General features: G+C 64.3%; 10 protein-coding genes and 1 pseudogene. 4 read left to right on the top strand and 7 right to left on the bottom strand.

The window, feature by feature from the left end:
- Nucleotides 1–86: 86 nt before the first annotated feature.
- Nucleotides 87–3,278, bottom strand: coding sequence for an excinuclease ABC subunit UvrB (gene uvrB, locus MESS2_RS26420; RefSeq protein ID WP_008877653.1), 3,192 nt, complete (start codon nt 3,276–3,278; stop codon nt 87–89).
- A 119-nt stretch (nt 3,279–3,397) separates the two neighbouring features.
- Nucleotides 3,398–4,333, bottom strand: coding sequence for a LysR substrate-binding domain-containing protein (locus MESS2_RS26415; protein ID WP_008877652.1), 936 nt, complete (start codon nt 4,331–4,333; stop codon nt 3,398–3,400).
- Between the two features lie 89 nt (nt 4,334–4,422).
- Between MESS2_RS26415 and MESS2_RS26410 the strand changes: the two genes are divergently transcribed.
- The 3 genes and pseudogenes from MESS2_RS26410 to MESS2_RS26400 all read left to right on the top strand — a co-directional run.
- Nucleotides 4,423–5,622, top strand: coding sequence for a clavaminate synthase family protein (locus tag MESS2_RS26410; protein ID WP_040594084.1), 1,200 nt, complete (start codon nt 4,423–4,425; stop codon nt 5,620–5,622).
- Between the two features lie 329 nt (nt 5,623–5,951).
- Nucleotides 5,952–7,001 (top strand): CapA family protein, encoded by a 1,050-nt coding sequence (locus tag MESS2_RS26405; RefSeq protein ID WP_008877650.1) that lies wholly within the window; start codon nt 5,952–5,954, stop codon nt 6,999–7,001.
- 54 nt (nt 7,002–7,055) lie between these two features.
- A pseudogene (locus tag MESS2_RS26400) lies at nt 7,056–7,325 on the top strand (hypothetical protein); the annotation flags it as partial.
- Nucleotides 7,326–7,526: 201 nt separating this feature from the next.
- On the opposite strand, the gene MESS2_RS26395 reads toward MESS2_RS26400, so the two are convergent.
- Entirely contained in the window at nt 7,527–8,042 is a 516-nt protein-coding gene (locus MESS2_RS26395) for a hypothetical protein (protein ID WP_008877648.1), read from the bottom strand.
- Between the two features lie 376 nt (nt 8,043–8,418).
- Entirely contained in the window at nt 8,419–8,571 is a 153-nt protein-coding gene (locus MESS2_RS32485; RefSeq protein WP_157357855.1) for a hypothetical protein, read from the bottom strand.
- Nucleotides 8,572–9,036: 465 nt separating this feature from the next.
- Between MESS2_RS32485 and MESS2_RS26390 the strand changes: the two genes are divergently transcribed.
- Entirely contained in the window at nt 9,037–9,975 is a 939-nt protein-coding gene (locus tag MESS2_RS26390; RefSeq protein ID WP_008877646.1) for a diacylglycerol/lipid kinase family protein, read from the top strand.
- A gap of 91 nt (nt 9,976–10,066) precedes the next feature.
- Here MESS2_RS26390 and MESS2_RS26385 read toward each other — a convergent pair whose 3' ends face one another.
- From MESS2_RS26385 to MESS2_RS26375, 3 genes are read right to left on the bottom strand one after another with little or no spacing between them, the layout of a single operon-like run.
- Nucleotides 10,067–10,984 carry an NAD(P)-dependent oxidoreductase gene (locus MESS2_RS26385; RefSeq protein ID WP_008877645.1) on the bottom strand — a complete coding sequence of 306 codons (918 nt, stop codon included), beginning with the start codon at nt 10,982–10,984 and terminating at the stop codon, nt 10,067–10,069.
- Entirely contained in the window at nt 10,981–12,195 is a 1,215-nt protein-coding gene (locus tag MESS2_RS26380; protein WP_008877644.1) for a mandelate racemase/muconate lactonizing enzyme family protein, read from the bottom strand. Before MESS2_RS26380 ends, MESS2_RS26385 begins: the two co-directional genes overlap by 4 nt.
- Nucleotides 12,192–13,808, bottom strand: a complete 1,617-nt coding sequence (locus MESS2_RS26375) for a GMC family oxidoreductase (protein ID WP_008877643.1) — start codon at nt 13,806–13,808, stop codon at nt 12,192–12,194. The genes MESS2_RS26380 and MESS2_RS26375 overlap by 4 nt, the downstream gene beginning before the upstream one ends.
- Nucleotides 13,809–13,996 lie beyond the last annotated feature (188 nt).

Below are 13,996 nucleotides of genomic sequence, written 5' to 3'. Positions count from 1 at the left end.
AGGCAGTTGCCGGGTGAAATTCGGCGAAGAGCTTTTTTATGGTGGAGGGAGATGTCCGGCAGGGCAGAGGGGGGCGTGAAGGATCGCTACCGCCCGGGCCGCCCTGTCTTGCCCGGCCGACGCTTTTCGCGGCGGGCGTCGCCCGGATCTTCATAAGAGCCGATGCCGGTGCGCTGGCGGACAATGGGTCTGGCGGTATCGCTGCGATCCTTCGCGCCCCCCTCTGCCCTGCCCTCTTTGCCACCACTTGGCATCTCCCCCACACGGGGGGAGATCGGCTGTGGCTTGGCCGGCACTTTTCCTTCGACCGGCTTCTCGGTCCGCCGCACCGTCATCTCATCGAGCGAGTTCTTCTTGAACAGCGGCTTGGTCGGTTCACCCGGTATACCGAAATCCGAGCCGTGCGCCTCCTGAGCCGACTGTTTCTTGAACAGCGAACGGGACACCGCGCCCGATGGCGTCGGCATGTCGGTGCCAGGCCCCATATCGTCCAGCGAAGGCTTGGCGAACAGCGGCTTCTTCACCGGCACGGCGCCGTCGGCGCCCATTTCGTCCAGCGACGGCTTGCGGAAGAGGTTGGGCCGGGCCGCCTTGGTTGCCTCTTCGGCGGCGCGTGCCTCGTCGAGCTTGCGGAAACGCTCCTGTTCCTCTGATGTACGATGTTTGGCCACGCCCTTGTTGTGCTTGCCTTTCTCGCGGCCGGAGACCGGGCTTTCCATGTCGGCGTATTTGGCCAAGGGATCGTCGGAGACGGACAGTTCCATCTCGCGCAGCCGCTTGATCTCGTCGCGGATGCGGGCCGCCTTCTCGAAGTCGAGATTGGCGGCGGCGTCGCGCATCTGCTTGTCCAGCGCATCGAGATGGGCCTTCAGGTTGTTGCCCATCATCGCGCCGGCGCTGTCGGTGAACTGCGAGATGTCGGCGCGGACGTGGTCCTTCTCGTAGACCGAGTCCAGAATGTCGGAGATGCGCGACTTGACCGATTCCGGAGTGATGCCGTTGGCCGCGTTCCATTCCATCTGCTTTTCGCGGCGGCGGTTGGTCTCGGCCATCGCGCGTTCCATCGAGCCGGTGACCTGATCGGCGTAGAGGATGACCTTGCCGTCGACATTTCTGGCGGCGCGGCCGATGGTCTGGATCAGCGAGGTTTCCGAGCGCAGGAACCCTTCCTTGTCGGCGTCGAGGATGGCGACGAAACCGCATTCGGGAATGTCGAGGCCTTCGCGCAACAGATTGATGCCGACCAGCACGTCGAAGGCGCCAAGGCGCAGGTCGCGCAGGATCTCGATGCGCTCCAGCGTGTCGATGTCGGAGTGCATATAGCGGACGCGGATGCCTTGTTCGTGGAGATATTCGGTCAGGTCCTCGGCCATGCGCTTGGTCAGCACGGTAACCAGCGTGCGGTAGCCGGCGCTGGTGGTGTCGCGGATCTCGCCGACGACATCGTCGACCTGGGTCTTGGCCGGACGCACCTCGACCGGCGGGTCGATCAGGCCGGTGGGGCGAATGACCTGTTCGGCGAAGACGCCGCCGGACTGTTCCAGTTCCCAGCCGCCCGGCGTGGCCGACACGGCGACGGAAAGCGGGCGCATGGCGTCCCATTCCTCGAAGCGCAGCGGCCGGTTGTCCATGCAGGACGGCAGGCGGAAACCATACTCCGCCAGCGTCGCCTTGCGGCGGAAGTCGCCGCGATACATGCCGCCGATCTGCGGCACGGTGACGTGGCTTTCATCGATGAAGACCAGCGCATTGTCGGGGATGTACTCGAACAGTGTCGGCGGCGGATCGCCGGGCTGGCGGCCGGTGAGATAGCGCGAATAGTTCTCGATGCCGGCGCAGGAGCCGGTGGCTTCCAGCATCTCCAGATCGAAGCGGCAGCGCTGCTCCAGCCGCTGCGCCTCAAGCAGACGTCCAGCCTTTTCAAGCTCTTGCAGGCGGTGCTTGAGTTCTTCCTTGATCGACTTGATGGCTTGATTCAAGGTTGGGCGCGGCGTCACATAGTGCGAATTGGCGTAGATCTTGACGCTTTTCAACTCGCCGGTCTTCTGCCCGGTCAGCGGGTCGAATTCGGTGATCGCCTCGATCTCGTCGCCGAACAGCGAGATGCGCCAGGCGCGGTCTTCCAGGTGGGCCGGGAAGATCTCGATCGTGTCGCCGCGCACGCGAAACGAGCCGCGGACGAAGTTGACGTCCTGGCGCTTGTATTGCTGGGCGACGAGGTCGGCGAGCAGCGCGCGCTGGTCGAGGCGGTCGCCGATCTGCATCTGGAAGGTCATCGCCGTATAGGTCTCGACCGAGCCGATACCGTAGATGCAGGACACCGACGCGACGATGATGACGTCGTCGCGCTCGAGCAGCGAGCGCGTCGCCGAATGGCGCATGCGGTCGATCTGCTCGTTGATCGAGGATTCCTTCTCGATGAAGGTGTCGGTGCGCGGAACGTAGGCCTCCGGCTGGTAGTAGTCGTAGTAGGAGACGAAATACTCGACGGCGTTTTCCGGGAAGAATTTCTTGAACTCGGAATAGAGTTGCGCGGCCAGCGTCTTGTTGGGCGCGAGGATCAAGGCAGGGCGCTGCGTCTCCTCGATCACCTTGGCCATGGTGAAGGTCTTGCCGGAGCCAGTGACGCCGAGCAGCACCTGGGTGCGATCGTTGCCGGTGACGCCTTCGACCAGATCCTTGATCGCCGTCGGCTGGTCGCCGGCCGGCTCGAAATCCGACACCATCTTGATGGCGATGCCGCCTTCGGATTTCTCCGGGCGGGCAGGGCGGTGCGGCGTCCACAGCACGCCGTCCTTGTGCAAGGGATTGCCGGATTCGATCAGGGCGGACAATGCGGCCACGGTGGCGGTGACGCCGCTGGAGGTCATGGTCTCGGCGTCTTCGAGAGAAATGTCGAGGCCGGCGACCGGATTGAGGCCGGCCGCGGTTCTCTCCCTGGCCGAGGCCGCGCCACCCATCGAGGTGCCGCGCGCCGTGCGGCCGGGCGAGGTGGAGCGTTCGGGAATCTTTTTCGCCGCCTTTGGCGATTTACCGCCGCCCTTGCCTGACGAGCGCCCTTCCTTCTCCGCTTCCTGTTCGATCTGCTCAGCCCAGTCGGCGATCGAGCCGGTCAGCGGCGTGCCGGACAATTCGGCTTGCGGCGCTTCGGCAAAACCACCCTTGTGCAGCGGCTCCGACGCATCGAGGAAATCGGTCAGCGGGCTGCGCCGCTTGGGCGGCGAAGCGCGGTCGTCACGCGCCGACGAAGGCGTCTTCTTATCGGAGGGTTTGGCCATGCCCCGAATATGGGAGGTCTCGGGGAAAATGGAAAGAGCGGAGTGAAGAGGGGCGCGGTGCCAGGCGAAGCTGCTGACAGAAGGCTGTCAGGAGCGATGTCGCCGTCGGACGGCACCGGCTATTTCACCGCGGGCAAAGCCCCGTCGATCCCCAACCCTGCGGTCGCGGCAAGTCCGGTGGCGACGGCTGCCGCGCGGCGTGCCTTCGGGCCATGCAAGGGCCAGACGAGGCGGCGCCTGATCGTCAGCGCCGGTACGTCGCGCGCGATCTCGACGAGATCGCCGGGCTCCAGGTGCCGGCGCAGAACCAGTTCGCTGGCCAGCAACGCGCCCATGCCCGCGATGGCGGCCTGCGCGGCGACGATCGTCAGCCCGAAGCGCGGACCCTGGTCGATGCCTTTCGGCTGCCGTCCTGCGGCGGCGAACCAGTGCCGCCATGCCGGATAGACATCGTCGCCCATCGTCGGGTCGATATGCAGCAGCGGCAGCTTGTCGAGCGCGTCCGCCGCGTCCGGCCTGGCAATGCCCTGGATGAGCGCCGGTGCGCAGGCCGGGATCACCCGTTCGGTGAACAGATCGACGGAAGCGAGATCCTGCGCGGAGGCCTTGCGGTAGCTGATGGCAAGGTCGACGCCTTCTTCCAGCATCGCATCGAGGGCGATCGAGGCGACGATGCGGACATCGAGCCCGGCAAGCGCCGGACGCACCTTGTCGAGGCGGGGAGCGAGCCACAGCGAGGCGAACGACGGGTCGGCGCAGATGGTGAAGGTCTCGGCCTGCCGCTCGAAGCTCAGCCGCCGCATCCCCGATGCCAGCGCGTCGAAGCCCCGGTCAATGTCGGGCAGGGCGCTTTCGGCGGCGCGCGTCAGGACGATGCCGTTGCCGGCGCGCCGGACCAGCTTGACGCCCAGCCTGTCCTCGAGCTGCCGGAGCTGATGGCCGACCGCGCCGGGCGTCACGCCCAGCTCCTCGGCGGCGCGCGTCAGGCTGCCGGTCCGCGCGGCCGCCGCAAGCGCCCGCAGCGCAGATAGTGGGAGGTCCCTCAGCGTCGTCATGGATTGAGTTTAACTCAAAATACATCGAAGGAAACTCGTTTGGTGCAGGGGATATTGGCTCATATGATCATTGAGGTGAATTCAAGGTCATGGAAGAGGCGACAATGCTCGACAGTCATTCCAATTCCAACGCCCAGCCGTTGCGCAACATGCACGGTGAGGGCGACCGCATCGCACTCGACTTAGGTGGCGGTAAGGTCGCTAAGCTGTCCACTCGTTGGCTGCGGCTGGCTTGCGAATGCGAGATTTGCGGCGACACCGCATCCGGCAAAAGGTGGCTGACGCCGGCCGATGTTCCCACGGGAATTCGGCCAGCGTCGATCGACGCCTCGTCCGGCGAGGTGACGGTCACTTGGGAAGACGGCCATGTTTCGCGGTACGCTTCCCGGTTCCTGGCAGATCATGCCGGAGGCGGAGCAGTCCGTTTCCAGCCCGAGTTGTGGGGCAGCGATCTCGGCGCGCGCCTCGGCCGGTTCGCCTTCGATGCGGTGGTCGAGGACGACGAGGCGCTGTTTCACTCGCTGCGCGCGTTGCGCGATCACGGCATCGCCATGCTGACCGGGGTTCCCGCCGAAACGGAAGCGACGGCGCGCGTCGCCGGCCGCTATGGACCGATCCGCGAGACCAGCTATGGCAAGGTGTTCGACCTGATTTCGCGGCCGGATGCGCGCGTCGCCGGCGAAACCGCACGCGCGCAGATCCCGCACACGGACGAGCCGTTCCGCTACTCGCCGCCGGGCTTCATCTTCTTCCACGCCATCAGGACTGGCGCCGGCACCGGTGGCACATCGCTGATGGTCGATGGGTTTCATGTCGCCGAGCTGATGCGAAGCAAGACGCCAAAGCTGTTCGAGCCGCTGACGCGGCACGGCGTGACCTTCCATCGCGAACATGCCGGCGAAGTGTTCTTCAGCGCCGAGGCGCATGTCATCAGCCTCGATGCCGCCGGCCAGGTGACCGGTATCCGCTACAATGACCGCTGCCTTGCGCCGCAAACTGCATCCGAAGACGAGATCGACGGGCTGATCGAAGCGCTGGCCGAACTGACGCGGCTGATCCGCGCTCCGCAAAACCAGTTCCAGCACCAGCTGCAGCCGGGCGAGGTGCTGGTCTTCGACAATCAGCGCGTCATGCATGGCCGCAGCGCTTTCGACCCGACGCTGGCGGTGCGGCATCTCAGAAGCTGCAACATCGATCGCGACGGCGTCCACAGCGCCTTGCGCACGCTGGCGCGACGTTTTGCGCCGGAAGAGGCGGAAACGGTGCTCTATCAGGGGGCGATTTTCTAGATCACATCGCTTGACGAGGTACCCCAGCCCTAACCCCTCCCCGCATCGGGAGGGGATTCCGTAGGCGCTAGCCACGGCAAATGCAGATGTCTCGGCACCTGCGATGAGTAAAAGGCGGACGGCAGTGCTCCCCTGCCCTTGCGGGAGGGGTCAGGGGTGGGGGTCAATCTTCGCAAGAATCCATATGTGGGAAATCGGAGCCTTCAGTTGAACAACATTTGGTGCCGTGCCCAATACTGGCGAATGCGTCAACGGTTTGTTTGATGTGCGCGGACACGCTTCAACCCATCCGGCAGACAGTCTACACAAGGCAAACGATTGGGCGTCGCGTGTCGAACTATCCGCTTTCCTACAAACTGTCGTGGCTGCCGCGTTTCCTCCGGCCTTCGCTCGGCGGCCATGCGCACGGTTTTGCGCCGGCCGCCGCAACCTTGATCGAGCCGTCACCGGCGAAAACAATTCGGCTGGCCTTTGTCGGCGATATTTCGGCGGTGGCCAATGGCAGTGCGCCGGACTGCGACCCGGCGCTTGCGGTGCTGCTCGGCTCCGCCGATCTGGTGATCGGCAATTGCGAAAGCCCAGTCGTGGAGCGGCCGAGCGCGGCGATCGGCACGCGGCTTGGCATCCACCACGCGATGACCGAGCGGTTTCTCGCCGAGGCCCTGGCGGCCGTCGGCATTGCGCGTGAAAAGCTGGTGCTGTCACTCGCCAACAACCATGTGCTCGATCAGGGCATTGAAGGTTTCGACGAGACGGTTGCGGCGCTGGAGCGGCTCGGCATCCGCACCATTGGCACCGCGGCGCCGGGGCCGGTCGAGCGCTTCGCGGTTGGGCCGCTCAGCATCGGCTTCGCAGCCTTCACGCTGTGGCGCAATACCGATGCGGCGGCGTTTGCCGGGCGCGTCTCGATGCAAGGCGATCCGGCACGGTGGCCGTGCGATGCCGCCGGCGGCCTCGATCTCATCTGCGCTGTGCCGCATTGGGATTGGGAGTTCCGCCATTTCCCCAGACCGGATACGCGGGCGCTGGCCAGGCATTTGGCCGGCCATGGCGTCGGGCTGATCGCCGGCCACCATGCCCATGTCGTGCAACCGGTCGAGCGCATCGGCAAGGCGCTCGTCGCCTATGGGCTCGGCGACTTTCTCGGCACCGCCTTCTCGCGCCAGGTCTGGCCCGGTCGCATCGGCGCTATCTTCGTCGTCGATGTCAGCACTGAGGCCGGTACGCGCGGGGCGATTACCGCTTACCGGTTGCATGCCTTCATGCGGCTGCGGGCTGGCGATCACGAGCGGCTGGTCCCGGTCGAGGCATTGGAAGGTCGAATGCGCAGCAAGGTCGAAGGCCGGTTGAACGCGATCTTTCCTTCTCCCACAAAATGATTGCCGCCCACCGGCTGGCCACTTTCCCGCAAAAGCGGCTATCATGCCGAGGCACAGGCAGCCCAGCCGCTGGTGAGCGGCCGGCTGGCGCAGGCGCTGAAATGGCTTGGCGAAACATGGCCCGACGATCCGGCGCGCGTCGCGCTCAACGGCAGCGATGGTTTTCTGCTGCTGCCGCAGCCGAAGAATTTCTTCGAGCTGCCTGATATCTCGGTGCCGCTCGACTATCAGACGCATGTCGCGCCGATGATATCGGACATGGGCGCCATGCTGGCGACGGCGGCGCTGGTGCGCAAGATCGGGGCGAGGGACGAGGCGGGTTAGTCAATTCAAAGTGTTAGAGCGTCCTTTGCGCGTCCATTGGACGCGCGGCACTCTAAATGTCCGCTGCGCTCCGGCCTACGCCGGCCGAAGCACTCATGAGCGCCTCCGCCCGATGAAGGCTACGGCCGGCGTAGGCCGGTTCTCGAAACCGCCACCATATGACTCGCCAGAGCGAATTTCGAAACAGTCTCTGAGCGCGACCTACAGGCCGCTCGGCATTTTCGCCGCCAGCCAGTTCGCGGAGCGCTTCGCCATGTCGACGGTCGCGGAGGCGGCACGGCCAAGATCGGTCTTGACCACGGCATAGCCATTCCTTGTGCGATAGAGCACGCCGGCATCGACCACTTGTTCATAGGCGACGGGCCGGGCGGCTGCCGCCGCTATGGCCGTCGTCGGCGAACCGACCGGGACGCTCGGCCGGTGGCTCAATTCCGGCGGCAGCAGGCTTTCGGCTTGCACGGCCCGGCTGGCGGGCTTCAGTTCCGGGCGGGATGCCGTCTCGGCCAATTGCGAGGCGGATGACGAGCCTTTCGCGCGACAGATGCCGGAGACCAGCGGATAGTTGAAATTGCGCTGGTGCAGCATCTGGCTTTTCATCGCCGCTTCGCATTCGGCGACGGTCGACCACTTGGCCGGCGTCTCGCCGATATATTCGCAAAGCCTGGCGTCGCAGTCGCAGCCGACGATGGTCATGGCGACAAGGGCGGTCTTGATCAACGGTCTCGTCCCTTCAGGTTCCACGTTACCAATCGGCGTGGAACAAGGCGGGATTTGGCCGCGATTGTGGAATGAGCGAGGCGACGCGCTACGCGCCGTTTCACAAGATGGCGGCTGTGACCGAAAAACCTCAGTAGTCGTGGACATGCTCCAGCTTGGCGCCTGCCTTCATCAGCGCCGGCGGCACGGTTTGCAGCTTGCGCACGGCGACGGTCGGCCCGGTTCACCAATAGGGAAAGCCGCTCGGCTGGTGCTTGTCGACGAAACCGGCATAGTCGCGGGCGGCATAGACCGTAAAAATTGTGGAGGATGCCAGGTCGTGGATGCGCGACCGGAAACGACAGTCGGCGCCGGGATTTCTCCCAGCGCCTCCCTGTCAGATCAGGACACGGTCGCGGCAGCAACTTCCGTAAAGACGTCGCGCCATGCCGGCCTTGATGTTGACGGTCCTGCCAGTCACCACCCGAGAGCAGCGTCCGTTCGGGACCACGCCGGCCTTCACCCTTGCGAGCTTCGTCCAGCGCGCCATCGAAGGTTTTTGCCGTCCTTCATGGCAGCATCGGTCCGCCGTTGGCGTTCGCACGCTTTCCGCGGCCCCGTAGGTCTCGGCATCCGTCCCTCCAACAGGCAAGCCTGTTCTTGTTCCGGGCCGTACGGGCCTCAGGAAATCCGCCGTTCCGCTTTGCCTTTCGGCGTGGCGATCGGTAGCCGCCTGAGATGGGTTCAACGTACGCCGGGTAAGTGTCCTGGGGAACCGGCCCGAGCCTGTGGATAGCGGGATTATCGGGGACCAGTGCGTTTTTTCGAGACAGGCCTCGACCCAGGCGCGGCGAGGACATCCACGGCGAACGAGCATCGTCAGATATTCGGCGCTTGCTCCGCTGGCCGGCGCGGGTTTCAATGCCGGCAAAGGATTCTTGGGCCGGCAAAGGATTCTGGGCCGGCAAAGGATTTTAGGGCCGAGGCGCTCTCGATGTCCTTTGGGGGAGGTTGCTTGAAGGTCGGGGTGGTGCTCAATCCGATTGCCGGTGGCGGCCGGTTGAAACAGCATTGGCCGGAGGTCAGTGCTTCGCTGAAAAGGCATTTCGGCGATTTCGAGCTGCGCGAAACGCAGGCCGAAGGCGATGCCGAAAGGCTGGCGCTCGACCTCGCAGCCAGCGGCTTCGAACTGGTGATCGCGGCGGGCGGCGACGGCACGGCCAGCGAAACGGCCGACGGGCTGCTGCAGGCGTTTCAGGAGCACGGCCGGACGGCCGCGCTCGGCCTCTTGCCTTGCGGTACCGGCATCGATTTCGCCCGTGGGCTTGGCCTGTCTGACGAAGTCGACTTGACCCTGAAGCGCATCGCCGGGGCCAAGGCCCGCAAGGTCGATGCCGGCCGCATCTGCTATATCGACGATCATGGCGCGCTGGCCAGTCGCCATTTCATCAACATCGCCAGCCTCGGCCTTTCAGGCGCCACCGACCGTGCTGTCAACGCCGACAAGCGCAAGGGCAAGATCTCGGCCAAGGCGCTGTTCTACTGGCGCACCGTATGGGAATTCATGCGCTACAGGTTCCAGGACGTCAGGATCACCGTCGATGACGGCGATCCGGTCGAGGCGCGCATGGCGCTGGTAGCCGTGGCCAACGGAAAATTCTTCGGCGGCGGCATGATGATCGCGCCGGACGCCGAGTTGGACGATGGTCAGTTCGACATCGTCATCCTGCGCGCTGCCGGCAAGCTGAGACTGATCTGGGACATCCGCCTGCTCTATGGCGGGCGGCATCGCAACCATCCGGCGATCACCATCCTGCGCGGCAAGAAAGTGGTTGTCGAACCGCTCGGCGATGTGGATAAGAACGGCGCGCTGGTCGACATAGACGGTGAGTCGCCAGGGCGCATACCCGCGACCTTCGAGATCCTGCCGGGTGCGCTGACGCTGAGATGTTGATTCAACGCGTTAAGAGATTGATTCAGGTCGCTGCGGCCGTGATTCCGACGATCCGTTCAATCCACTGAAATCGCTTGATAATTCCGTAACGTCAGATTTCCAACTTTGCCGGGAAACCGGGGGCGCGTAGGTCGATGCCGACTGCATCTTCCAGCAGTTTGACGATCTGGGTTGACCAGGCACCGCCGCCATAGGCGGCTTTGCCTTGCTCAAAAATCGCGTTGACGCGTGACGCCAGATCGAGCGGCACGCCGAAATCCTCGCCCATACGAAGCGCGAAGCCGAGGTCCTTCAGCGCCAGGTCCATGGTGAAGCCGATGTCGTAGGAACCGTTGAGGATGAGCTGGCTTTCGGTCTCATGGACGAAGCTGTTGCCGGAGGAGGCGACGATCGCGTGATAGGACTGGGCGAGATCGAGCCCGCCTTGCTTGGCGAGCATCAATGCTTCGCCGGCGGCGACGAGATGGATGAAGGCCAGCATGTTGGTGATCACCTTGATCACCGCCGCCGAGCCGACCGCGCCCATCAGAAACGATTTTTCGCACATCGCCTCGATGGCCGGTCGATGACGCGCATAGAGCGCCGCATCGCCACCGACCAGCGCGGTGATTTTTCCGACGGCCGCCAGATGCACGCCGCCGGTGACCGGACATTCCAGCGTCTCGATGTTCCTCGCCGAAGCAAGTGCCGCGAGCCGCACAATCTCGTCGCGGCCGTTGGTCGACATTTCGATCCAGGCGCCACCCTTGGGCAGGCCTTCGAGCAATCCGTCGGGACCGGTCAGCACCGCTTCGCTGACCTTGGGCGAGGGCATGCAAGTGATGGCGTTGCCGGTCCGCCCCGCGGCTTCGGCCGGGCTCTTCGCGGCGGTGGCGCCGAGCGTCACCAGTCGTTCGACGGCGGCGGGGTCGCGATCGAAGATGGTGACGGCAAAGCCGTTTCGGATCAGGCTGGCGGCGAGGTTGCCGCCGAGATGGCCAAGGCCGATGAAGGCGTAGCTTTCGCTCACGGCATCAGCGGCGTTTGCATCATCTGCAGATGCAATTCCTTGCCGTTCCAGGGATGCGCCTCGCAGACGGCTTCGTTCAATTCGACGCCAAGGCCGGGCTCCTTCGACGGAATGACGTTGCCGTCCTGCCATTCGATCTTCTTCTTCAAAAGTTTCTCGTGGAAGCCGTCCCACTGCTTCAGCGATTCCAGAATAAGGAAGTTGGGCAGCGTCACCGCGAGCTGGATGTTGGCGGCGCCGACGATCGGCCCGCAATAGCAATGCGGCGCCACCTGGATGTGGTAGGCCTCGGCCATGGCGGCGATCTTCTTGGTCTCCAGAATGCCGCCGGAGCGGCCGAGGTCGGGCTGCAGAATGGTCGCGGCGCGGTTCTCGATGACGCGGGCGAATTCGAATTTGGTCGTCAGCCGCTCGCCGGTGGCGATCGGGATCGACGTCCCACGAGCGACCTGCGCCATAACTTCGGGCATGTCCGGCGGCACCGGCTCCTCGAACCACAAGGGATCATAGGGCTCGATGGCGCGGGCCAGCCGCAGGGCGCCCGAGGCGGTGAACTGGCCATGCGTGCCAAACAGGATGTCGGCGCGGGTGCCGACGGCTTCGCGGATTGCCTTGATCATGCGGGTGGAGACATCGATGTCGAGCAGGCGCGGCTGGTGGCCATCGAAAGCCGTGTAGGGACCGGCCGGGTCGAGTTTTACGGCATTAAAACCCTGCTCGACATATTCGAGCGCACAGGCTGCCGCCATCTCAGGGTCGCTGTAGACGTTCCTGCCGTCCGGCGCGTCCTCGGAATGGACGCTGCCGGTGTGCGGATAGAGGTAGGTGTATGAGCGCAGCGTCTCGTGCACCTGGCCGCCGAGCAGCTTGTAGACCGGCTTGTTGGCCTCCTTGCCGATAATGTCCCAGCAGGCCATTTCGAGGGCCGAGAAACAGCCCATGCCGGAAACATCGGGGCGCTGGGTAAAGCCGGACGAATAGGCGCGGCGGAAGAAGTTCTCGATATCGTGCGGGTCGCGGCCGATGAGATAACGTTCGGCCATGTCTTCGATCATCCTGGCCGTGACATGGCCGGAGAAGGTGGCGTTATAGGCTTCGCCATAGCCGACGACGCCGCCATCGGTGATGAGCTTGACGAAGATGAAATACTTGCCGCCGATGCCCGGCGGCGGGTTGCCGACAACCCAGGTCTTGACGTCGGTGATTTTCATTTTTGGTCCTCCAGAACCAGTTCGGCGCCCTTCCATCCGGTCATGATCGAGGCGGCGTTGGTGTTGCCGGTGATATTGTCGGGAAAGATCGAGGCGTCGATGACGCGCAAACCCTCAAGGCCGTGAACTTTGAGGCGCGGATCGACGACCGAACGTGTGGGGTCCGGTCCCATGCGGCAAGTCGAGACCGGATGATAGACCGTGCCCGAACGCTTCCTGAAGTCGGCGATCAGGTCAGCGTCGGACTGGATTGACGGACCGGGCAGAACCTCTTCCTCGATGATCTCGGCCATATCAGGCATCGAGGCGATCTTGCGCACGAACTTCACCGCCGCCAGCATTTCATCGACATCGGCGTTGGTGGAATAGGCGTTGGCGCTGATCCTGGGGTAATCGCGCGGATTGCTGGAGCGGATCATGATCTCGCCACGGCTCGACGGGCGGCAATTGGACAGGCCGATGGAAAAGCCGGGCCACGGGTCGGGAGTCAGGATCGGGCGCTCGCCGCTCTTCGGGATGACGGTCGAGAAGGCCTGGAAGTAGAGCTGCATATTGGGCCGTGTCGCCGCCGGGTCGGTGCGGAAGAAGCCGCCGGCATTGTTCATCGACAGCGACAGCGGGCCGGACTGCGTCAGTATGTATTGCATGCCGACCAGCAACTTGCCCCACCAGGGGCGCAGGATTTGGTTGAGCGTCGGCAGCCTGCCCTTGAAAGTGTAGTTGATGCCGACATGGTCCTGCAGGTTCGCTCCGACATTCTCGTTGGCATGAACGATCGGAATGCCCAGCCCCTCGAGCAGCGCCGAGGGGCCGATACCGGACAGTTGCAGCAGTTGCGGCGAGTTGACCGAACCGCCCGACAGGATCACTTCGCGGCCGGCACGGGCGGTTTTCGTTGCGCCGTTCTGCTGATATTCGACGCCGACGGCGCGCTTGCCCTCGAACAGGATCCGGGTCGCCAAGGCATTCATCTCGACGCGAACGTTTTTGCGCTTCATTGCCGGGCGCAGGAAGGCACGCGCCGCCGACATGCGCCGGCCGTTCCTGGTCGAGATCTGGTAGATGCCGACGCCTTCCTGGGCGGCGCCGTTGAAATCGGGATTGAGCGGCAGGCCGGCCTGCTGGCCGGCGGCAAGGTAGCGCTTGGTCAGCGGATGGACCGAATTCGAGCAGTCGGTGATGTGCAGCGGCCCGCCGGCGCCTCGCCAGCGGTCGGCGCCGGCTTCATTGTCCTCCAGCGCCTTGAAAGCCGGCAGCAGATCGTCATAGCCCCAGCCGGGATTGCCGGCGGCACGCCAAGCGTCGAAATCCTCGCGCGCGCCCCTGATCCACACCATGGCGTTGATCGAACTCGAGCCGCCAAGCAGCTTGCCGCGTGGCCAGTGGTCGGCATTGCCGCCGAGGCCGGGATCCGGCTCGGCCTTGTAGTTCCAGTTCACCGCCGGATCGAAGAAGGTCTTGCCATAGCCGAGCGGCATCTGCACGTAGAACCGCCGGTCGGTGCCGCCGGCTTCCAGCACCAGAACGGAGAAGCGGCCGGAGGCCGACAGTTTTTCCGCCAGGACCGAGCCGGCCGAGCCGGAGCCGACGACGATGAAATCATAGGTCTGCATGATGGATGCGGCCGGCTCCGGAATTCTGGTTCTACCCTAGACTTGGGCGCAGCGCCACGTCGCCGGGCCTTCCGGCATGGCTTGTGAAAAAAGCGACCGGCGATGCTCGGTTTGAATTTCGCTTCCGACCCATTGCGGACTCTCGAATTGGCTTCGAACCGCAGTATTGACCACACGTCAATACCCGT

The organism is Mesorhizobium metallidurans STM 2683 (assembly GCF_000350085.1).
Lineage (GTDB): Bacteria > Pseudomonadota > Alphaproteobacteria > Rhizobiales > Rhizobiaceae > Mesorhizobium > Mesorhizobium metallidurans.
This window is presented reverse-complemented; position numbering and strand designations above follow the sequence as displayed.

Excerpts from the sequence above, each read along its gene's own strand:
- uvrB (WP_008877653.1), bottom strand. The coding sequence starts at position 3,278 with ATGGCCAAACCCTCCGATAAGAAGACGCCTTCGTCGGCGCGTGACGAC.
- MESS2_RS26415 (WP_008877652.1), bottom strand. The coding sequence starts at position 4,333 with ATGACGACGCTGAGGGACCTCCCACTATCTGCGCTGCGGGCGCTTGCG.
- MESS2_RS26410 (WP_040594084.1), top strand. The coding sequence starts at position 4,423 with ATGGAAGAGGCGACAATGCTCGACAGTCATTCCAATTCCAACGCCCAG.
- MESS2_RS32485 (WP_157357855.1), bottom strand. The coding sequence starts at position 8,571 with ATGGCGCGCTGGACGAAGCTCGCAAGGGTGAAGGCCGGCGTGGTCCCG.
- MESS2_RS26380 (WP_008877644.1), bottom strand. The coding sequence starts at position 12,195 with ATGAAAATCACCGACGTCAAGACCTGGGTTGTCGGCAACCCGCCGCCG.
- MESS2_RS26375 (WP_008877643.1), bottom strand. The coding sequence starts at position 13,808 with ATGCAGACCTATGATTTCATCGTCGTCGGCTCCGGCTCGGCCGGCTCG.